At 57.0% G+C, this 19,887-nt stretch carries 17 protein-coding genes and 1 tRNA gene; 7 read left to right on the top strand and 11 right to left on the bottom strand.

Annotated elements, in window-relative coordinates:
• The first annotated feature begins 173 nt into the window (after positions 1-173).
• Positions 174-248: transfer RNA gene (locus tag VGG89_14275), tRNA-Glu, on the top strand.
• 260 nt (positions 249-508) lie between these two features.
• Here the strand turns inward: VGG89_14275 and VGG89_14270 are convergent.
• From VGG89_14270 to VGG89_14240, 7 genes are all read right to left on the bottom strand, one after another.
• A complete protein-coding gene (locus VGG89_14270; GenBank protein ID HEY1977715.1) occupies positions 509-2,254 on the bottom strand; it encodes a retron Ec67 family RNA-directed DNA polymerase/endonuclease in 1,746 nt (581 codons plus the stop codon).
• A 228-nt stretch (positions 2,255-2,482) separates the two neighbouring features.
• Positions 2,483-3,187 (bottom strand): hypothetical protein, encoded by a 705-nt coding sequence (locus VGG89_14265; protein ID HEY1977714.1) that lies wholly within the window; start codon positions 3,185-3,187, stop codon positions 2,483-2,485.
• A gap of 41 nt (positions 3,188-3,228) precedes the next feature.
• Positions 3,229-4,335 (bottom strand): hypothetical protein, encoded by a 1,107-nt coding sequence (locus VGG89_14260; GenBank protein ID HEY1977713.1) that lies wholly within the window; start codon positions 4,333-4,335, stop codon positions 3,229-3,231.
• A gap of 81 nt (positions 4,336-4,416) precedes the next feature.
• The gene (locus VGG89_14255; protein ID HEY1977712.1) at positions 4,417-6,345 is read right to left on the bottom strand and encodes an ABC transporter C-terminal domain-containing protein; all 1,929 of its coding nucleotides are present in this window, start codon (positions 6,343-6,345) and stop codon (positions 4,417-4,419) included.
• Positions 6,342-6,998 (bottom strand): hypothetical protein, encoded by a 657-nt coding sequence (locus tag VGG89_14250; protein HEY1977711.1) that lies wholly within the window; start codon positions 6,996-6,998, stop codon positions 6,342-6,344. The genes VGG89_14255 and VGG89_14250 overlap by 4 nt, the downstream gene beginning before the upstream one ends.
• A complete protein-coding gene (locus VGG89_14245) occupies positions 6,991-7,659 on the bottom strand; it encodes a hypothetical protein (GenBank protein ID HEY1977710.1) in 669 nt (222 codons plus the stop codon). The genes VGG89_14250 and VGG89_14245 overlap by 8 nt, the downstream gene beginning before the upstream one ends.
• A gap of 64 nt (positions 7,660-7,723) precedes the next feature.
• Positions 7,724-7,864 (bottom strand): hypothetical protein, encoded by a 141-nt coding sequence (locus VGG89_14240; protein ID HEY1977709.1) that lies wholly within the window; start codon positions 7,862-7,864, stop codon positions 7,724-7,726.
• A 610-nt stretch (positions 7,865-8,474) separates the two neighbouring features.
• On the opposite strand from VGG89_14240, the gene VGG89_14235 reads away from it, so the two are divergent.
• The 3 genes from VGG89_14235 to VGG89_14225 all read left to right on the top strand — a co-directional run bounded on the left by VGG89_14235 (position 8,475) and on the right by VGG89_14225 (position 12,698).
• Entirely contained in the window at positions 8,475-9,290 is an 816-nt protein-coding gene (locus tag VGG89_14235; protein HEY1977708.1) for an NHL repeat-containing protein, read from the top strand.
• A 482-nt stretch (positions 9,291-9,772) separates the two neighbouring features.
• Positions 9,773-11,260, top strand: coding sequence for a hypothetical protein (locus VGG89_14230; GenBank protein HEY1977707.1), 1,488 nt, complete (start codon positions 9,773-9,775; stop codon positions 11,258-11,260).
• 508 nt (positions 11,261-11,768) lie between these two features.
• On the top strand, positions 11,769-12,698 hold the full coding sequence (locus VGG89_14225) for a choice-of-anchor tandem repeat GloVer-containing protein (protein HEY1977706.1): 930 nt from the start codon (positions 11,769-11,771) through the stop codon (positions 12,696-12,698).
• An 18-nt stretch (positions 12,699-12,716) separates the two neighbouring features.
• Here the strand turns inward: VGG89_14225 and VGG89_14220 are convergent, their stop codons facing one another.
• Both VGG89_14220 and VGG89_14215 read right to left on the bottom strand, forming a co-directional pair.
• Complete coding sequence (locus VGG89_14220) at positions 12,717-14,099, bottom strand: DUF4238 domain-containing protein (protein HEY1977705.1); 1,383 nt, start codon at positions 14,097-14,099, stop codon at positions 12,717-12,719.
• Between the two features lie 71 nt (positions 14,100-14,170).
• Positions 14,171-14,314 (bottom strand): hypothetical protein, encoded by a 144-nt coding sequence (locus VGG89_14215; GenBank protein HEY1977704.1) that lies wholly within the window; start codon positions 14,312-14,314, stop codon positions 14,171-14,173.
• Positions 14,315-15,671: 1,357 nt separating this feature from the next.
• On the opposite strand from VGG89_14215, the gene VGG89_14210 reads away from it, so the two are divergent.
• On the top strand, positions 15,672-15,956 hold the full coding sequence (locus VGG89_14210) for a hypothetical protein (protein ID HEY1977703.1): 285 nt from the start codon (positions 15,672-15,674) through the stop codon (positions 15,954-15,956).
• Positions 15,957-16,172: 216 nt separating this feature from the next.
• Here VGG89_14210 and VGG89_14205 read toward each other — a convergent pair whose 3' ends face one another.
• Positions 16,173-16,958: a hypothetical protein gene (locus tag VGG89_14205; protein HEY1977702.1), complete on the bottom strand. Its 786-nt coding sequence runs from the start codon at positions 16,956-16,958 to the stop codon at positions 16,173-16,175.
• 147 nt (positions 16,959-17,105) lie between these two features.
• The gene (locus VGG89_14200; protein ID HEY1977701.1) at positions 17,106-18,173 is read right to left on the bottom strand and encodes a hypothetical protein; all 1,068 of its coding nucleotides are present in this window, start codon (positions 18,171-18,173) and stop codon (positions 17,106-17,108) included.
• 630 nt (positions 18,174-18,803) lie between these two features.
• Here VGG89_14200 and VGG89_14195 point away from each other — a divergent pair.
• Both VGG89_14195 and VGG89_14190 read left to right on the top strand, forming a co-directional pair.
• Positions 18,804-19,142 (top strand): hypothetical protein, encoded by a 339-nt coding sequence (locus tag VGG89_14195; protein HEY1977700.1) that lies wholly within the window; start codon positions 18,804-18,806, stop codon positions 19,140-19,142.
• The gene (locus VGG89_14190; GenBank protein HEY1977699.1) at positions 19,129-19,497 is read left to right on the top strand and encodes a hypothetical protein; all 369 of its coding nucleotides are present in this window, start codon (positions 19,129-19,131) and stop codon (positions 19,495-19,497) included. The genes VGG89_14195 and VGG89_14190 overlap by 14 nt, the downstream gene beginning before the upstream one ends.
• Positions 19,498-19,887: the final 390 nt, after the last annotated feature.

Here is a 19,887-nt window from a genome sequence, read left to right as displayed (position 1 = left end):
CCAGATGGTCCCCGCGTGAGACGACGAAGGGGGACCGGCAACCGACCGTCATGGTATTGCCCTCCGAGGGAAGCCGCAACCCTCCAGGCCGCCCCTCCCTTTTCCAAGCAGCCGAGCCATTAAAAGCGTTGACAAGGACCCGCCGCGCCGGTTAGCCTACCTCCTGTCACTGAGGCGCCATCGTCTATCGGTTAGGACATCGCCCTTTCAAGGCGGAAAGACGGGTTCGATTCCCGTTGGCGCTACCAAGAAACGCTCATTCTAACGGGCGTTTTTCGTTTCGTTGTACCAGAGTGGGCACGGATTGGGCACGGAACAGGCTCGCAAGGGGTTATTAGCGTACTCGCCGGCGATACGCCGCGGCAAGCGGAAAAGAGGGCAATAACGAGGCCCGGAGCTCCGATGAATGCGATCGTCGAAAAGACCCAACGGTGATGGCCCACTTTGAGCACCTGGTGGCTCTGGCGCAAAACCCGATTTTTTAAATTTTGGCTCAATACCATGCGCGTTAGAGTGCGCTTGGCTCAAAACCCTTCGTGACGAGCAGTCTGCGGTGTTCGCGGATTACCGATAAAATGTTGTTCAGCAGTGGGCGAAAGCCCGAGAAGTCAATCGTCTCGTAATGGGGTGCAACTACTTCGCGAGCGAATATCATCTTCCCGTAGAATCCGTCCGTGTCGTACTGATTGGTCGAGTCAAAGGACTTGCCGCGAATGATGACGTTCTTCGTTTCGGGCTTGAAGAGGTCCTCAATCTTCGAGTTTTCGCCGGGAATCGGGACAGCGTACACATTCTTGATGACGTGGACAGATGGAAAGTCGCACGACAGATCGGGCGCAGCAGTGAAGTTCTTGATGGCCTTGCGAAGTTCTGTCGCTCCTCTGTCGTGATCGAAAAGCACGATAACCGGGCGTTGAAGCCCAGGCCCGAAGTTCTTTGTTTCGCTACGATAGGCGTACAGAAACTTCTTGAGAACGTCGCTCCCACCCTCATTGAGATTCAAAAGGCGACCCGTGCTGGAATCCCTATATTCGAAAATCTTGATGGCACGGCGCATTTTGCCATCCACAGTTTCCAGTAAATCGGGGTACTCGGCAGCTAATCGTTTGATGGCATACGTGAGATAGATGCTATCCGTACCGCCCTCGCACAGAATAACGGGCCGATCCGGCGCATAGAACATGCTGTAGAACAGGAATGTTCGATAGGTTCTTTCGTCAGACGACGAGTGCTTGCCGAAGGGCTGCGGTCCACCCGCCTTGCTGTCGTTGGTGATGAAATCGGAGAAGCCGAGCATCCCGTGCAATTGCTTGACAGTTCCTTCACGCTTTTCCATGACACTCGTGCCGTCTTTGTGGACGATTCCGAATACGTCGAACGTTCCGTTTCTAACGAGTTTGTGCACCATCGCTCTGAGCCCGTGACGGTATCGGTGCTGCGCGCGTATGGCGCGGTTGACAACGAGCCCGGTGACCTCTTGGCGCGACGCGCAGTACATCATATTGGTTTTTTGCTCATTGATGCGGAATGCGGCCCGCTCGATGATGCCGCGAAGTTCATCGCCTGGCACCCAGGCATGCGTTGCGGCACCGTTGTCATCTGGCTTTGGGACGGCGAGTTGCGATGGGAACTGACGCTTGTTCGTGGAGAACGTGAGGTCGTCGGCGTAGCGAGAATATCTGACGCCCAGCGTTCTGGTGAGTGCTACGATTCGCATGTCGAGCACGTGCGCGATGAGGTTGGCCAGAACGGGCGAACATGGACTTCCTTGCGGAAGCCGGCCATCATGGCATGCTATCTGCGCGATGAGCGTTGCGATGTACGGGTTCAGTTCGAAATCCCGGTTCTTTATCAGGAATCCGCGCACGCGACCGAAGTTGAAGGTCGGAAAGAAATCCTGGAGGTCCAGGTTCAACACCCAGCGCCGGCCGCGATGCATGCGCGCATTGGATACGATCGATCTCTGGCGCGTGAATCCATGCGAAAGATAATCGATGCGCTTCTTGGAGACGGCTAGCTCTTCTGCGCAGTCTTGGAGCAGGTCGGCAAGATTGCGCTGCAGGCGTTTAAGTTTTTCCGTGGGAGCGCTTATGGAGCGTTGACCGCCGCTCCGCTTGGGTATCAGGAATGTCTGATATTTCGACTCCGGCGGAATCTTGTAGAGGATGTAGGAAAGCGTCTGCGCGTTATGCCCGAGCAGCGTGGCGAGCCCCCGAAGCGTCTTCGTTGCCTTCAGTTCGCTAAGATTGGACATTCAAAAAATAAAGAGACTCACTGGTACTCTTACGCTGCAAGCGCTGAAGCGATAGCACGTTGGTGCAATGGGGCAACTGAGAGGCAGCATAGGTCCTACCCTTTGCCTCACGTGTCACGAAGCATGACACAATAATCTACCAGTGAGTCTTCATAGCGGACTGTAACATGGAGTACCCTACAAGGCAAGATCTGCGAGGTTCGTAGTCAATCCCGGGGTTTCGGCGGTTTACCCGGACTGGCTTTTGCGTCGCCTGGATTTGGTGGCTGGTGCTCGTGGTTTGCTCATTTTCGAGGGTAGGGTTCTGTTGCCTGGCACGCGCATGACGAGCGCCCATCGACCACTCTCGTTCGGGATGGTTCGCTCGTGGACTTCGAAGCAGTATTCGAAGCCTGGAACACCAGCATCGCGCTCGGTGAGATCGAGAATGGAAAGAACACCGATCTTCACGTCGGCCTGCTGATATGCCGTGGTCTGCCCAAGGAACCCCGGAACCGCGATGGACCACTCGTCGAACGTTCGTTTGACTTCGATGACGAAATTGAAGTTGTGTTCGCGAATGACGATATCGGTTCTGCCAGCGGAAACGGCGCGTCGTTGAATGTCGCTGCGGAAAATCATGGACAGCGCGAGGTAGAGATCGTTTTCCAGTTTGCCCTCGACCGGTGCTGTGCCATCTCCGAACGCGGCAAGGTACGGTTGGATCTCGGAATCGGTGTGCATTCGCGAATACAGAAAGCGAATGAGCGCTACCAGTAGATAATCGAATCGAACCGCAACCTCTTCCTTGTAGGCCGGTGCGGAAGGCAACTCGCCTCGGAGCCTTTCGAAAACGGCGTCTTCCACAAGCGACATAGCCAGAGGCATTGCAATGGAGAAGCCAGTTGCCGTCTTGATCTTTAGGAGGCCGGCAGTGCTGATGCCGGCTGTCATATCTTCAGGGAGCGAGTCTTGCCGGTCAGGCTCGTCCCGATTTATTTTCCCTCGGTTCGGAGCCTTCTGCCGATGTTCTCTCGGAGGGTGCGTGCGTCATCCGCCTCTATGATGTCAGGATGAGCGTCAAGCCACTGCGTGAGAAGCGCGAGGAAGCCTCGTTCTTGAACGAACGCGGCATCAATGGCGGGATGCACGACTCGCTCGACGCCGGGCATGCCGGGTTGCACGGAGCGTACCGACGTATAAGTTCTGAGCATGAGCGCGAGCGACATTGCGATATCGTCCCAAGAGGGCTCGGTGAGCCGTTCGCTGACGGAAACGATAGCGTCAACGAGTGGAATCCATTGGAGTACGGCCTCGGGTGGTGGAAGCAGCCATTCGCTTCCGGGAGTAGGCTTGTCCCAGAGGTAGCGTATCGTCGCTTCTTCGCGGAGCTTGATTGCGATGTCGCGCGATGCTCGTTGATGATTCGATATCGCCATCAACGCCTCGGTGAGCTGAAGGTAGACGATGGCATCTCGACGTTCCGCATCCGCCGAGACCGAGCGTCGCAGCCATTTGGCTGCTTCGGTCAAGCCAAGAGCGATATCGGCAAGGTTCTCGTGTTCCATCGCGAGCGCAAGGCCAATGACGCCGCGTTCGTACGATGCCTGTGGGTGAGCGGCGTGTCTTTCGAGCATGGCGATTAGCGTTGCACTTCTGAAGTGCTCCCAGCCGACGGATGCCAGCCTGAGAATCATCGCTAGCGCATATTCGTCCGTAAAATCCTCTGTCGCTCTAATGGCCGCCTCCGCAGAAGATTGCCACTGGTCGTCAGCAATGGAGAATCGCAGGATCGCGGAAGCGGATGCCGCTCGCAGTAGTTCGTGCGTGTGTTCGTCGCGAACGCGCTTTTCGAGTGTTACTACGATTCTAGCGAGGTCCGGCGGAGGCGCAGCGGCGATGGCTTCGAGGGCGTGTTGGAAGGCGTCGCGGTCGCTATTGTCTCGCAACCCGGCCATTATCGAGTCATAGGCTTCACTCGGCTGGTCGAGATCCTGCCAACTATCGAGCAGCATCTCGGCTACGTCTCCGAAGACGGGCGAATTCGGCCAGAAGTGATCTGCATAAATGGCCGTCTCCCCGCCGAAAAGCGCGAGATCCATAGGGCTTCCTAAGGATATCGCCTCTTTCGCGATCTCTACGATGGGGCTCATGTCGTAGGTACGGCTCGACGGTTGCTCATGCTACCAGATATACTTGCCTTCGGCAGCGGCGATGACCCGTTCAGGCCGCGGGGCGACGCTCTTGGCTAGCTCGACCCCCCGCATCGCCACGAAAACCTGGATGTTCATTAGGTCTTCTACAACAGCAGCAATCTCTCGAATGGCTTCAGCGACGTTCTCGGCCTTCAGGTCAGCTGCGCCCGGCGAATCAATGAGCAGGAAGCCTGGGTGCCGTCCGGTCTTGTTCTTGCCGGTGGTGTGCATGAGGGAGAGGATGGTCGCAATCCGCAGACGCAGTTGCTCGCCGTCGGTCAGTTTGCTGAAGTGGCTGGTCTCGCCGCCTTTGCTGACCTTGCAGTGTGCTGCTCGGTCGAGGTGCACGCTATCGAACGCCTTGGCCCCTAGTGCTTGGACGATGCGCGTAATTTCCTGGGAGGCGACTTCGAGCACCGTGTCCGCGGCTTGTTTGGTGCGCGCTTCGGCTTCTGCCTCGGCGGCTGAAACGACCGCTAGTTCCTGATCGTTTTGGTTTTGTTCTCCCAGAACCGAGGTGACGATTTCGAGCATCCCCAGCTGGCGTTCTTTCTGCTTTTCCAGTATCTGAACGTCTGCAGATGTTCCGAGACGGCCGAGTCGAGCGACGTCTCTCGCGATCTCTTCTCGCTCCGAAGTAAGGTTGATGATGATTGCTCTTTTATCGCTGCTGGCTTTTCGAGCGGACTCGAGGTCGCGTTTGGCCGTGGCAAGGGCGTCTTCCGCCTCGGCAATTTCCGCGGCGCTTACGTCTTCTCCGGATTCGAGCACCATTGTCGTGCAAACGGAACAATGGTGCTCGGCCGCCTCTCGCTTGCGCCGTTCCTCGGTGATTTTCGTTGAGCACCGAGGGCAGACAACAGGATTGAGTTGCTTGAAGAATGCGCTAGATGTGGATTCTTCCTTCGCGTCGAGGAGAAGGCGCTCTTTGCGAACGACCGAGTCCTCACGATCCGCGACAAGTGCTTCGCGTTCGGCCAGGTCCATGCGAGTCATCGTCAACTGCTCGAGGATGCTGTCCAACTGACGTTGCTTCGCCGTCAATTCCGCCACGGTCGCCTGGCGAGCACCCTCGTCCGAAATCTGAGCGTCGATCATCGCGATCTCGCTCTCGAGGCTCGCTACCGTTCGGCCACCTACCGAGGCAAGTCGACGTTTTTGTTGCGCCGCTTCATTCTCTAGAATTCTCTTTGCGGCACGCGCCTGAAAGTGAGTGGTTGCCCATGGTATGCCGAGAAATACCTGAAGTAGTCGCTGCGTCAAGTTGGTCTCCGGTACGTCTTCACCGATGATGGAGTTGCTCTTCGGGTCCGAGAGAAACGCACCAGTGTACGAAGTCCACCCGTCCTGATAGAGCTTGATGTCGCCTTCAGGATTGATTTTCATCGTCGCTGGTATGGGATCGAACCCCAAAGTCTTCAGCATGACGTCCTGCATGATGCGTTTGAATGACGGGCTGTTTCCAAACTCCAGAGGCGTGGGCTCACCTTCGATTGTTACGGACCCAGCCGGCGTACCGTTCGCAATGTCGAATTTGACAGCGATGCTTCGTGTATCTGCGACGAGATCAACCTCGACATGGTCGAGCCAGGCTCGCACGTCGGTGGCAAGGGATTTCGGTTCGCCTCGAATCGCCCATAGCATGATTTGAAGAATGCTGGACTTACCAACCAAGTTGTCCTCGGAAGCGATGAGCCAGAGGCCGTCATCGAGATCGCTACGCTCGAAGTCGAATGGAATCTTCTCGTCGTGAAGAGTCTTCGTGCCGCGGAACGCAATCCGCGTGACCTTGAGACGTCGCGCCACCGATGGCACAGCATCGGAAACGATCCGATTCCTTTCCAGGATTTCGTCAACGGCGTCAGCGCCTTGTCCCGACCGTTCGGCGACTGCCTCGATGAACGATCCGCTGCTCATAATTCTGCTTTCGCCTTAGCGAGTTCGCCGCGCACTTCGTTCGTGATCGGAGCAATGATCTCGCCCCATCTGGCATTGTGATAGCTGGCGACCTTATGCTGCTCTTTCTTTAGGACGGCTCCGCTGCGCTGGTTGGCTACGCGTCCGACGAGAGCCGCGCGTTCCGCATACCACTTGAGTATTGGGTCCTGCGCGAGTTCGGCGGCTTTCTCTTCGCCAGCCTTGAGCAGATAGTAGTCGCGTTGCTTTATGGTCGGTGGATTCCCACTGATTTTCCGAGTGAGGTCGGCGAGGCCGAGCATCTTCAGGCTAGCCACGGTGTCAACGATGCTTTCGAAAGCACCAAAGTAGAAGCGCAGCATTCCGAGTCGCCGAAGTTCAGGCTCGTTGCCGGCCATCACGGTTTCCGCCGCGTCGAGCAACGACTCATCCTTGCGGCTTCGGTACTGGTTAATGAGTTCGTGTGCAAGATAGTCGGGGTTGCGGACCCAGAAGTCGAGCGCTTGTAACTTCTTCTGCGAGTTGATCACCTTCACTGCGTCCGGAACACCCAGCGGCGGTTTGTGCAGAAGGTCGCCGCATTCGTTCAATATGTGAAGAATGCGAACAGCGTCGCGCTTTCGGCTTATGTGCGCATCTGAGGCGCTACTCATCGCCGTCTTCCTCCTGAGGCATGATGCCACCACCCGCGGTTTCCAGGGAGGTTTCGGCGATGATTCTCTGCGGTGACAAGCCTTTCATTCTCCCAGCGTTGGCTAGCACTGCCATAGGCTGCGTCTCCGCGTGGCTTAGAATCGCTTCGAATGTTCCCAGCGTTGCCGGCCCCTTCGGCGTGAGTCGAAGGAGCATGACGAGTGCAAGAGCGATGATCAGGCCGAAAGCGCTGTTCGTTGGATTTTCGACGAGACGAGCGAGATCATTGAAGAGATGGGCGAGAGGGGTCGGCGACGTAACATGCTGATCGCGCATCTGCAGCATGATGGCACCCAGCGTTCGAGATTGAATGCGAGCCTCGAGGAAGTCCTGATCGGATGCGAGCGCGACGAATGCGGAGAGCAAAGACGCCGTCTTCGGAATCATGACGGCAACGGCAGCGACGCTCGTTCCAAGCGCCTCGATTATCGCGTGGGTTTCTTGACTCGGCTGCATTCGCGACTCGTAGCCAGCAGCGAAATAGCGTCGCTGGTCATCATCAGCAAATCCGCCGGCGCGGAGCGAGTCCCCCAGGCTTAACGCCTGACGATATCCATACTCCGTATGCGGATTGATGTTCCATTCCAACCTAGCTGACTTGCTGCGAACGAAGGTTGCCATGCCGCTCGTTTCTGTCGTACGTCGATGGATTCCGGTCGGCGGTGGTCCGCAGGGAACAGCGTCTTCATCGTCCGTCGCCACCGGCGTATTCGGTGCGGCGAGTGGACGCGAGCAAAACGTGCGGCGCGCCCTCGCCGCGCGTCTCGTGCGCGCCGTAATACCATTCGTCCCCATAGGCGTCCGAACCGTCGAAATCGCGGCGCACACGCACAGCGCTTCGAGGAGCTGCCACACCTTCACGTCGAGCGCTCCCTCCTCGAAACGAGCGTCGCCCTCTCGAAGATTTACGAGGGCTCCCGGCGGGAGTGCGACATTCAGATTGCGTTCAAGCCGTCCGATAACGGCCGCCAGGAGAACCCAGTTCGCGATCTGCTGCTGGCGATCTAATTATGAAGTGGCCAGTATCCGAAAGGGGTCGGTGACAGAACGACGCTTGGGTCGCTCGCGTTCCTTGGACGAACCTGAATCCGCGAAGCGGAACGATTTCAGTGGCGAACGGACGGGTGCGGCCGTTTTCAGATACCCGTTGCGCGTTGCGCTAAAATCCCTGAAACGGCTGCCGAACATTGGGATTAGCGCTGCCGGACACCTTAGCACGAAGGTGAGGTTGCGGGTGAAGCCCGATTGATTGAAGGCTTCCCAGAAATAGCGCTAGCTTCGTGCGGAGGTCTTTCGTGAGCTTGTTAGTTGTTCGACGAGTGGTCGCACTTGGGCTCCTGGCACTTCTATCGGCATGCGCCTCCGGGCAACTTCCGCCCCTCTCCCAAGCTCAGATTCCTAACATGCTGCAGCCGGCGTCGCGGTCGAGCGCGTCCATGATCCAGATTGGTTCTGGATTCAAGGATCCCGAGAGCATTGCAGTCGACTCTGCTGGGAACGTCTACGTTGCTGACAGCCGCAAGCAGACGGTCGAGAAGATAGCTCCTCCGTTCACGGGTGCAACTCATGGAACCATCTCGACGGTGGCTCGAGGTCTTAAGCGACCGTCCGGCGTTGCCGTCGACGCGATGGGTAACGTTTACGTCTCGGATACTGGCAGCAATCAAGTTTGGCGAATCAAGAAGAACGGCGCCTCAAGTGTGTTTGGCCATGGATTTTCTTCTCCCATGGGCCTCGCCGTCGACAATAAGGGCGACGTCTATGTCGCAGACTACGGCAACAATAGAATAGCTGAGATCATTGCTGGCTCGAAGCCCCGTACAATTATTATCGTGACAACAGCCGAGGCTGACGCCGCGGTTTCCGTGGATGCGATTGGGCATGTGTACGGCACAAGTGCTATACCCGAGCGCACCAGCAACGGGTTCGTCCAACCCAACGTGTTCGAGGTAGTCCCTGCAATGTCACCCTGCCCTTCTGGGCTGATCTGTTTGCCGGCCGTGGCTCGGTTCTCGGGATTTTCTTACCCCCGCGGAGTGGCGTCAGATCCGCGTTGCACGACGAACTGTAACTTCTACGTCGCAGATACGGGCAATAGTGCGGTGGTGGAGGTGTCCCCTGGCGGTCAAGTGCTGAGACAAATCGGATCTGGCTTCAAACGTCCTTATGGCGTCATCGTTAACAAACGCGGCGATCTCTACGTGTCTGATATCTCCAATGGGATTATTTGGATGATTCCGGTTAGTTTCTAGTACACGAGAGAGCGTCCGTTCACTCAAAGGGCGCGCGACCGCATTAGGCGCTTCCCTCTTAGTATGAACTTCGGTAGTCGACTTCGTAGGAAAAAAGTCACTTGACCCTGCCGTTTGCGTCCGCTATCATTCAGCTTGTGCCGGCCGCTCGCTTCATTCGGCCGGGGGAGGCAACATTGCGCTACAACGGCGCTCGCTTTTTTATGTTTAGTAAACGATCGCCGCTGCGTGCATTGTCGATATGCTTAGCAGCTGCTTCAATTATAGGAGCCGGCGCATGTAGCAGCAGTCCGTCTTCGCTTCCTACAGCACAGATGTTGCCGGCGACGCAGACGCAGCAACAACAGCCACAACTTGCGCAGAGACAGATGCCGCTTAAGACCAGTCACGCCAGGCGAAAGCATATAAAACTCGAGCGCATAGATCACCGCAAGATCGTTCCAACTCGTTCGCACCAGCGTCGAAAAGGGTTTGCTCCGAACGTGACGTCGGTCATTTCGTCTGCATTCAGCGTTCCTACCGGCAGCGGTCTCCAGGGCCTCGCTTTTGACGGAAACTCCAACCTCTGGTTTGCGGAGCAGAGTGGCGCACCGGACGGATCGGGAATCATGAGCGAGTTCTTTCCCGGAACCGACACGTTCCAGCAATTTTCCCTTCACTCCAAGATTTTCAATGGATCCACGTACTATCCGAGTCCAATCGGAGTGGCCCTCGGCCCAGACGCCGCGCTCTGGTCGCCGGCCGGTGGCAATTTGCTGTTGCAAATGTCAAATGCGGGCGGCACTTATAATCTGTATCAGTTAACCGGCCTTTCGGGGTCAGGCGGAATAGCTACCGCGAACGGCTTCGTGTGGCTCACCGGTTCCTATAGCGGGTCTCCCGCAATAGTTGAAGTCAACGTCAGTACGCTGAGCGCCACCGCTATTACGGTACCGGATTTGTGCACAGACATTACCCTTGGCCCTGACGGCGATTTGTGGTGCGTCGCGCCGGGCGCGAATCAGGTGGTACGTATGACGACGTCAGGATCGTACGCTACTTACGCGCTGCCGACGACGGATGGTTCGGCCGTTAGCATCACCTCGAGCGGCGGATACGTCTGGGTCACATCTGGCACGCACCTTTTGCAACTGTCCATGTCTGGCACAGTCGCCAACCTTTCAATGGACTCCGGATATTGTTGTGGTACCGCCATCGCCGGCGGAAGCGCTGGGCTTTGGATAACGAACGCGCAGCTCGCATTTGCGACCAATGGTGGAACCTCCGAGGAACTTACCTACGGGCGCAGCCCGAATACGCCGTCATGGGGTATGACCACCGCATCTGACGGTACCGCCTGGTTTTTGGACGTCGCCGCCAAGGCCTTAGTGCATGCGTCGATCCCGACGCCGCCAACACCGTCGCCGACGCCAAGCCCCACGCCTGTACCGACTCCGACGCCCACACCGAGGCCAACGCCGACGCCGACTCCCGTACCGACTCCGACGCCAACTCCGACGCCTGGTACGTTCGACGTTTGGCCGACTCCGGGACCGGGTTCGGAGATCACCTATCCCAAAGCGGGGTACACTCTTACCAGCTTCAATTGCACAAATGCCGATCAGCCCGACATCCCCGGCATGACGTCGGCTGACGTCGATCCTGACATCTCTTTCGGCGATCAGACCAAGTTGTCGGTCAACGATTACGGATGCGAGAGGTGGAATGGGTCGCACGTCGTTCAGGAGCACAATCCCAGCATTCACTTGTATGAGGCAGGGTACACGGGACCGTTCACCGTGTCGATCGGTAACGCGTGCGGCAATTCCCTCGAGCTCTACGGCTGGCTCGACGGCAATATGAACGGACCGAGCGCCTACGTGATTCTCGGCGGAACGACCAAGGGGCCATTTCCTGCTAACTGCACTGTGACGTTCCACGGCTACGGCATTACCGCGATACAAGTAACCGTGAAGCAGGGTACTATGTAGAGCCGGGAAGCATCCGTTCCCGCGTGTAATGCGGGAGCGGATGCTCTCGCGCTCCTTGAATCGAACTGACCCAACGTCGAATCGCGTTGGTGCTTCAGCCGAGCTCTGTGTGCCGAAAATCGTAAACCGACGAGTCCCGCTCTTTGCTCTCTTGGTCGCCCTCGTCGCCTGTGGCGGGCCAGCCACCGTGCCTCCTATCGGTACGCGCAACGATAGCGCGAGTGCTAATCAATATGCGGGAAGCCCTTCACCGAGGTTTGCGACACTATTTCGATTCCGAGGCCACGATGGCGAAGAGCCGACTTCTCTCGTCGCCGACGCCGATGGTAACATCTTTGGGATTACGCAGCGTGGGGGCGACGGCGCCTGCGCGGCGACGGACCTTCGCGGGTGCGGCACGGTATTTAAGCTCACACGTTCCGGAACAGCATATGGCGAAGAGGTTATTCATCGATTTCGCCAAGCTAGTGACGGCGTCGAGCCGGCGGGGCTTTCGCTGCATAGAGGCGTGCTGTACGGGACCACGTCCTTTACGTGGCCAAACGGCTGCGGAACGGTCTTCGCGATCGTTCCGGCCGGCGCACAGTACGTAACGAAAACGCTGTACGCGTTTCACGGAGGCGACGGATGTGCGCCGCGGTCCGCCCCGATCGTCGAGCCGGATGGTGCAATCTACGGTGCAACCGTCGAAGGAGGACCCGGCGGCTTTGGAACGGTCTTCAAGCTCACGCCGACGTCGACAGGGTACACGGCGGCCGTCCTCTACGCGTTTGCTGGAGGACGCGATGGCTATTGGCCTTCGGGGACCCTAGCCGTTGATTCGTTGGGCAATGTCTTTGGTACGACGATGGCGGGCGGCAACCACGGATGTAAAGGCACGGGCTGCGGGATCGCATACGAGTTGCATCGCACGAACTCTGGTTATGAAGAGCGCGTCCTCCATCGCTTTACGGCCGCCGAAGGTTCGGACTGGGACGGTTTGACGCTGGGCAGAAGCGGCGCCTTGTACGGCGTCACGGTAGTATCATCTTGCGGCTTACTGTTCGAGATCACCGCCGGTCATCGGCAATCCTATCGCGTTCTTCATAATTTTACGTCTTCGGAGGGCTGCTCCCCCGACGGCGTCATCGTGAACGCAAACGGGGACGTTTTCGGAACGACCGAATTTGGAGGACCGATAAGCAGTCGGCGCTGTCCCGGCGGGTGCGGAACGGTATTTGAGTTTGCGGCAGGTTCGCTAACCGGCAAGCCTTTGATACTTCATAGCTTTCGAGGCAGGGATGGCGAGCAACCCGTGCGCGGGGTCATCGCGAGCAATGGAATACTCTATGGAACCACCGCCGAAGGTGGCAGCCATTGCCCGAAAGCCTATGGTGGAGGGGGTTGTGGAACGGTCTTCGAGATACGCGACGTGCGAGTGCGCTGGCGCGACCTATGACTTGTCGCTATCAAGCGCTTATGCGGATACTAAAGGAAAACCTCGATTAACGTACAGCCACACCTCGCGCGCGTGATCTTCGATGTTCGGATAAATCTGGCTAAGCGAAACCTGAGTAATTTCGGCGAAGGTTCGAAGTAGTGTATCAAGATCGTAGACCGCGTTTTGCCCGGTCCGTCGCTGTTGTGTTACCGATCGCACAGCCTCGTGGCGTAAACGCTTGAGCATCTCCTCTCCAACGTCTTTCGATTGCCCCCATCTATCGAGCTGAAAGAAGATGTAGCTGAGCCCCCTACCAAGCTGGTATGCTTCGCGATAACTGGATACCTGAAGCGACCAATCGCGAACAGTCCATATGAGCGCCTCACACGGCCCGACCGTATGCAGGACCGGCTCCTTTGTCGCCTGGGTCCATAACACGCCATCCATGCCGGCACAAAACGCTTCCTTGCGTGTCCTGTAGCCTGAGGGATCAGGATCCTCATGGCGCCATTCGGCGGGGACGTCAGGGCCAACACCAGTTCGAACGCTTCCGGCGAAGGCGCCCCTCAACGCTTCCTTGAGATATTCAGGGTTCACATCGCATCCAAGATATTTGAAGATTTGCTCGCGGTATCGTTTGTCGCGAGCAATGGCTCTATGCGCACCTGCCAGTGTCCGCAGGTTCACAACCGAAGTGAAGATGGCAGGAGGCATCCCACATAACCTCTCAACCGCGGCTGGGTCATGTGAGGCGACCCAGCAACGACTCGGTGACACGGGAAAGACATGGACTGCGCCCGGTGCGTCAATCGCCGGCGTGCTCGAGAGCGGGTAGTCCGAGGTAAAAAACTCCGCATCGTACGCCGAGATGTCGTACACATATGACGGTATCCCGTTAAAGAATTTGCGCCAAGAGTCGTCAAACTTAGCGATCATCAACATTCGCATGACTGCGCGATCGCGGGCCGATCCGGCGGACATCCGTCCAACGACTTCAGCGTTCGGAACCCCGAGGCGACGCAGTTCACCAATAACGTCCGCCTGCATGCGCTCGTCTTTCTTCAGGAAGTCATCGCGCATCCGTTGGCTGCGAGGAGCCAACGTATGAATAAAGCGGTAAAAGGGTTCAGCGGTCGCATCCGGCATCTCGCGCCAGTCACGATCAGCCAGCCAGCGGAGCGCCTCGGAAGCGTCATTGTCGATATCCTGGAAGACCTTCGTCTCACCGTGTAAGACGAGGCTCCCGTCTTCCCCGTAAATGGTGTAAAGGTGGTCCTCCGACAGTACGCGTTTCGTCGAACACGGCGATGTGTGTTCGATTTTGCCCTGGCGCCACAAAGCAATGAGCCGATTGGTCGGGAGTGTCGTCCATCGGCGCAAATACGATTGGGGAACCCAATGATCGTTGGACTTGGTCAAGTGATACCTCTAGCGATGCTGGCAGCGTCTAAAATGACAAGAGCGAGTCCCGACGACTGCCAACTCGGCGACTACCCGATCGCCAGAGCAGCCTTGGCTACGGCGTATGCTGCCTGGATGCCGTTACCATAAGTCGGATGTTGGTAGAAAGTTTCCACGAGTACTGCCGCGATGGCGACGCTAGCAACGACGCCGAGAACATGTTGAGCTTTCATCGTTTAGATCTCCTGAGGTAGTCGGTCAGGGAAGAGGCTCCGGTGCGATCGAGCAATGTGTCGAGCTTCATATCACCCCTAACTTCGTCGGCGAAGTCGTCGCCATAGGTTTTCCGCAAGGTATCAACTCGCGTTGTTCCATTTTTAGCTCTCGTACGGCCGCTGTCGTCTCGCGCGCGGCCATCGAGTCCATCACCCTTTTGCATTGCTCACTCCAAGCTGGCCGAAGTCGAAGTTGGGAATTTGACTACGCACATCAGCGTAGTTGCGTACAGCATAACCGGTCGAAACCTAGCCGTCAAGCCGGCCGCAGGATCGTCCCCGGGGAACTACGGTCTAACTCTTGCGGCTTTTTGAAAGGCCGCGATCGCCGCTCGTAGCCTCATAGGATCCAGCTGAATGTCCCTCAGCTCAGCGGGCAGTTGGCCCGCAAGAAAACTTAAGAAGGCCGTATCTGCCTGGAGGGCACGCGCAATTTCTTCCATCATGTGGTCGCTGGAGGGGCTACGCCGGTCGTGTTCGATGTCGCTAAGATACTGAGGCGAAATGGTACCCGCGCCGTCCTCTCTCTGTATGCGCGCGGCAAGCTCCCGCTGATTGAGTCCTTGCTCCCGGCGCAACGCGATGACAGCCTGACCAAAGGTCGGCTTCTTATTCCTAGCACTGCCCACTACGCACTTTAGCGTAGCATAGTCAATGACCGGGTTCAAGTGAGCCGTTCCCAAGAAAGTTTCACGAGACGCGTCAAGGGGCAATGAGCGTCGACTCGACGGGTGGAACTCGACCGGCTCAACTGGTCTACGTCGGACTTCACCCGCCATTATTTCTGTGCGGTTAGCATATTCCAGTTGCGGACCACTCTTCCGGGCGCCTTTAGGAGTTGCAGCTACGCCGTTTCCGACGCCGCGGTTCCCGGTCAGGCTTCTTCGGAATCACTCCACACCGCTTGTAGACCCGCGCCACGACGCTACCATGGGCACGAAATGGGCACAAACTACATGTGTCCAAATGGGTCTGGTTGCCCCTATGTGTCGCTGCGATTCGAGAGTGCGTAAGGAGGATCGGCTGCAACAAGTCTAAAGATCACTACCTAGCATGGAGCGGGACGGGTTCGATTCCCGTTGGCGCTACCACATCTGGCCCATTAATTTGGGCTTTTTTCGTCTCTTGTGCGCGATTGGGGCCTATCCCATACCCTCACAGCGTGCGACCATTTCACCAGCAGAGTGGCATCCTCGGTTCGCTTTTCACCTTAGCCGAAGCTGCCTACGCAAGAATGGAGGCGGGAGTCCCGCATCTGAGTGCACGTTTTCGCGAAGTTGAAGCCACAGAACCGCCCGGTGATCTAGGGAACGTCATGGCGACGCTTGAGGACATTGAATCCGCACGCGGCGCTGCTGATATCTATGCCAGCGCGGTCGCGCTCGCCTACGACGACATCGTCAAGTCGCTTCGTCGCGCTTACAAAGACAAAGACGTGGGTGGAAAGAACGAGACCGGTCCCTTCATCAACGGCTATTCAGTGCCGCGCATTTTAGCTGCTGTGAGCAACACTTTCGGCACTACGAAGAATGGTCGAACCCGCCCAATGATGAAATGCGTGCCCGCCAAAACGCCGACGCGCGGGCGTCCGTGGCGCTGATGGGGTGGCCGTTTCCCGAGGAGAGCGGCGCCGCGTCGTTCGGCCATATCATCGCGTGGTGGGCGATTCACAAATTGGGCGGCCGCACGTTCCCGTTGGCGCTACCAACTTCCGCCCATTTAGTTTGGCTTTTTTCCATGCGTGGGCTTAGAGCTGCTAACGAACACCGCGACCCGTTCCGATAAGGGAACTGTGCGGCCGTTGCTGAGAATTCCCTTATACGGCGCATGTTTGGGCGCCGAACTGCAGCGTCATAATCCTCGACTTTGGCGGTCCCTCTTTAGGCGTTTCAGTGACCGTTAAGGGGATCGATGCCGAGGGATTTGGGATCGCGTGCAGAGTTAGGGTAAATGCGTTTCGGCCCGCCTTCTTGTCGCGTGCAATGGCCAGCTTGGAATCCTCGGACGTCAGGGAGGGCTTTGGAGCGTTTACTCCTACAAGAATTCGTCGATTCGAATCCATGCCCACGACGGCAACTTGACCTGACGTCATACACCTCGAGGCAAACAGCGTACCCGTGCCTTCAATCGCAAGACTGTCTCCGAGTGTTATAGCGGCATGCAAATCGGAAGCCAGCGTAAGGTTCGTGTTGTACGCACCATCACGAAATGTAATAACCGGCACATTTTGATTCGAGGACAGGAGCTTTCCACTCGGTTTTCCGTTCTTGAGAGCCCCGCTGAATGTCATAAACCTTGCGTCGTATTTGCCGAATGGCGCCTTGACATCGACCGTAGCGGTGGGGCCGACAAGATTGGCATACGTGACACGCCTGGTCGTCCCACCCCACGGAACCACATCTATTGCAATCGACTTCATGATCGTCACGTTGGATGGAATGGATATCTCGAATCGGATTCGCGATCGCTCGGACGGGCGCACCGCCAACGCGGTACCTCCCTGAGGTATCGAGGCCGAAAACTGCTCGTGTGGAATAGGGCCACCGCAAGCAGACAGGAAGAGCATCATACCGATCGCGCGAAAACGAATCCCGAATTTCATTGTAGACGTCCAATCTTGTTGCCGTTTTGCTCGTGAACCATAGCGCGGCATCCGATTCGGTTGCCGGTGTTCTCGGTAAACCATAGCGCCTTATCCGCCCCCGTTGTGATGTCGTAAGGCGAACTGCCTGCGACGACGACGAAAAGCCTATGGACCGAACGCAAGCGCACTGGGCCGTTGTCCAAGAACGATAGTTCCAATCAGGGAAGTTCCCCCGGGCGAGTAAACGGTCACCCTAGGTGTAGAGGCACTGCCATATCCCCAGTTCCCCACGTAGAGGCGGCCCGTGCTATCAACAGCGATGCAGAACGGATTCGCTACGCCGTTTATGATACTGCTGACGAGCTTATGGGTGCTTAGCGAATAGACCGCAATGCTGCCCTGCGCAGAACTGCTCACATTGCTGTTGACGACGTACAGTAAGCCCGAGTTCTCATCAATCGCCATGGAGCCCGGGTAGTGCAGACCTTTAATAACCCCACTGGGTGTGATGCTGTTTGGTGGATAGATTCGGATGACGTTCTTGCCGTATTCGCCGCCCGACACGCCCAGAAACAGATGGCCCGCACTGTCGAACGCCAAGCTGCTGGGTGCCTGAACGCCCGACGTAAACTTCGTAATGGTTTGTCTCGGCGTCTTAGCGCCGGGCGGGTAGATTGCGACATCCCAAATCGGGGACCAGTTGGCGACATACAGTTTGCCATCTGGGCTGACTGCGAGCCGCCAAGCCACCGAAATACCCTGGGTGATTCTGCGCTTAAAGGCGGACCCGCCCGGGCCGTAGATCGTAATGCCGCCGCCATGGGTGCTACCTGAGCACGCATTACACGTGGATATATAGACGTTTCCAATTTTGTCGAGCGTAATGGCGCCGGGTCCTACGATACCTTTGACAAGGCTGCGAAGCACGGACCCACTTTTCGGCGCGTATACGGTTACGGCATTAGTGTTTGCTAGGTATACGTAACCTCTAGAATCGATTGCCATGCCGCCGCTCGCGGCGGAAACACCATCCTTGATCGTTCTGAACGGCTTCGTAATACCCGGTTTGAAAACACCTATTCCGCTGCCATAATCGACGTACAGGTTGGCAAAAGTGGCCGCGGGTTGGTGACGGACAGCGGATGACCACGCCGTCGTCGGCAGCGACTGATCTGCGCTACACGCGGATACGAAAAACGCGATCATAACGATCGCGAAAGTGCGAATATTCACAGCTGCTCCAGGGGCCGAGAAAGGACCGATCCCTTATACTACGCCTGCCTGTTCGGCCCCTCTTACGAACGCGCGGAAGCAGACTTTTGACCTACCTATAACACGAGTTACCTCGTGGCAGGTCGTACGTCTTTCGCTTTCCGCCTCCGCCGCAAAGGTGGCGACTACGAAAAACAAGTTTACGGCGGCGGCGACCGCGTCGCTAGGATAAAGGTCACGCTTTAGCGGCCGCTACAGGGCCTGAACGGGCGCCGTATAATCCGCTGCCCAAAGTTGTTGATCTGCACGATCCAACGATTCTTGCGGACGACTCCATTTAGGCGGCTTTGACAGCGCGGTTGAAACGGAGCAATGGTGCTGCGACAGGCTGCTTGCCGTGCTGCGCGAGACGTTACAGGAAGACGAGATCGCACGGCTGTCCGCAAAAGGTGCGACGTGGTCCGAAGATCGCGCGGTCGAGGAAGCATCGCTCGTAGCTACGCGACCTCTTCAGGCGTCCAGGGCTCGCCCCCTTGCCTGGTATTAACACTAGTGTTATTATTAGCATAGATGCCACGTACGGGCGGGAGTCTTTCGATTTACGACGGGAGAACGCGAAGTTTTGAGTGGTATTGGGACGGCAGCGGCGAGATGCCGGCGCTTGACGCGTATGAGGCGCTCGACGAGGACGATCAGGACGCGGTCATGGCGTCGATCGAGTATTGGGGAGATCTGGAGCAGGGCAAGCGTACTTCGGAGACCAGGGTAAACCGAGAAAATGATGACCCGCCGATCTACGCAATCAAGGCGGGTGCTCACCGATTTAGCGCTTTTCATGCAGGCGACGACACTTGGATCATTTGCGACTACTACAAGAAGCAGAAACGAAAGCTCGACAAGATTGGTAAGGCATCCATAAAGAGGACGGTCAGAGCGAAAACGGACTATGAGCACAGAGTGAAGGAAGGTATGTACTATGAACGCGCGTGAGGCTCGAGAAGCACGATGTGCAAAGGGAATCCCTAGTCTGTCTGAGCGCCTGCGTAAGGATCCGAAGAGGGCTGCTCGCATTGACCGGTACTTAGAAGAGATTCGCCTGGAGCAGCAGTTTATCGATGCGATGGACGAACAAAAGATAACAGCAGCGGAGTTGGCAAAGCGCGTGAAAAGTAAGCCGGCATCGATTTCCCGCGACCTGCACGGTGGCCTCAGTGAAGCCAAACTTGGTCGCGTTCGCAAGCTGGCTGATGCCGTGGGTTACGACGTCGTCACGCTTTTGATGCCGCGTGACCCTGCCCGGCGCAAGAAGGTCGTCGCTAAGGCAGCGAAGGAACTCGTTGGTTAGCCTTCCCACGTCTACCCAGATGTCTACCAAGTACTTGCATCAGATTGCATCAATCTGCATGTGATAAAACGATAAAGCGGTCGAAGTCCGCCGATTTCCCGTATAGGTTGCATCAATCTGCAATCTCAATAACGGGTTCGATTCCCGTTGGCGCTACCATATTCGGCCCATTAATTTGGGCTTTTCTCGTGTCCGCGCTGATGTCTAGACGCGCGGCTCGCATCTCGCCGCGCCCAATGACGTTCCGTTCGGGATGACGTTTACTCGCCGAGGATTAAACTTCGATCTTCGACCAAAATCCAGACGACGCGATCCCACGCGATGAATAAGTGCTAAGGGGACCTCGCGAGCGTCGAGTCGGCCTTGGGGATTTGGTGACGATAAACGATT

This window comes from Candidatus Baltobacteraceae bacterium, from assembly GCA_036488875.1.
Lineage (GTDB): Bacteria > Vulcanimicrobiota > Vulcanimicrobiia > Vulcanimicrobiales > Vulcanimicrobiaceae > JAFAHZ01.
Note: the sequence above shows the minus strand (reverse complement) of the source record. Positions and strands in the feature narration are given on the sequence as shown.

Excerpts from the sequence above, each read along its gene's own strand:
- VGG89_14270 (HEY1977715.1), bottom strand. The coding sequence starts at position 2,254 with ATGTCCAATCTTAGCGAACTGAAGGCAACGAAGACGCTTCGGGGGCTC.
- VGG89_14265 (HEY1977714.1), bottom strand. The coding sequence starts at position 3,187 with ATGACAGCCGGCATCAGCACTGCCGGCCTCCTAAAGATCAAGACGGCA.
- VGG89_14260 (HEY1977713.1), bottom strand. The coding sequence starts at position 4,335 with ATGGATCTCGCGCTTTTCGGCGGGGAGACGGCCATTTATGCAGATCAC.
- VGG89_14255 (HEY1977712.1), bottom strand. The coding sequence starts at position 6,345 with ATGAGCAGCGGATCGTTCATCGAGGCAGTCGCCGAACGGTCGGGACAA.
- VGG89_14250 (HEY1977711.1), bottom strand. The coding sequence starts at position 6,998 with ATGAGTAGCGCCTCAGATGCGCACATAAGCCGAAAGCGCGACGCTGTT.
- VGG89_14245 (HEY1977710.1), bottom strand. The coding sequence starts at position 7,659 with ATGGCAACCTTCGTTCGCAGCAAGTCAGCTAGGTTGGAATGGAACATC.
- VGG89_14235 (HEY1977708.1), top strand. The coding sequence starts at position 8,475 with ATGATCCAGATTGGTTCTGGATTCAAGGATCCCGAGAGCATTGCAGTC.
- VGG89_14215 (HEY1977704.1), bottom strand. The coding sequence starts at position 14,314 with ATGAAAGCTCAACATGTTCTCGGCGTCGTTGCTAGCGTCGCCATCGCG.
- VGG89_14210 (HEY1977703.1), top strand. The coding sequence starts at position 15,672 with ATGGCGACGCTTGAGGACATTGAATCCGCACGCGGCGCTGCTGATATC.
- VGG89_14205 (HEY1977702.1), bottom strand. The coding sequence starts at position 16,958 with ATGAAATTCGGGATTCGTTTTCGCGCGATCGGTATGATGCTCTTCCTG.
- VGG89_14195 (HEY1977700.1), top strand. The coding sequence starts at position 18,804 with ATGCCGGCGCTTGACGCGTATGAGGCGCTCGACGAGGACGATCAGGAC.
- VGG89_14190 (HEY1977699.1), top strand. The coding sequence starts at position 19,129 with ATGAACGCGCGTGAGGCTCGAGAAGCACGATGTGCAAAGGGAATCCCT.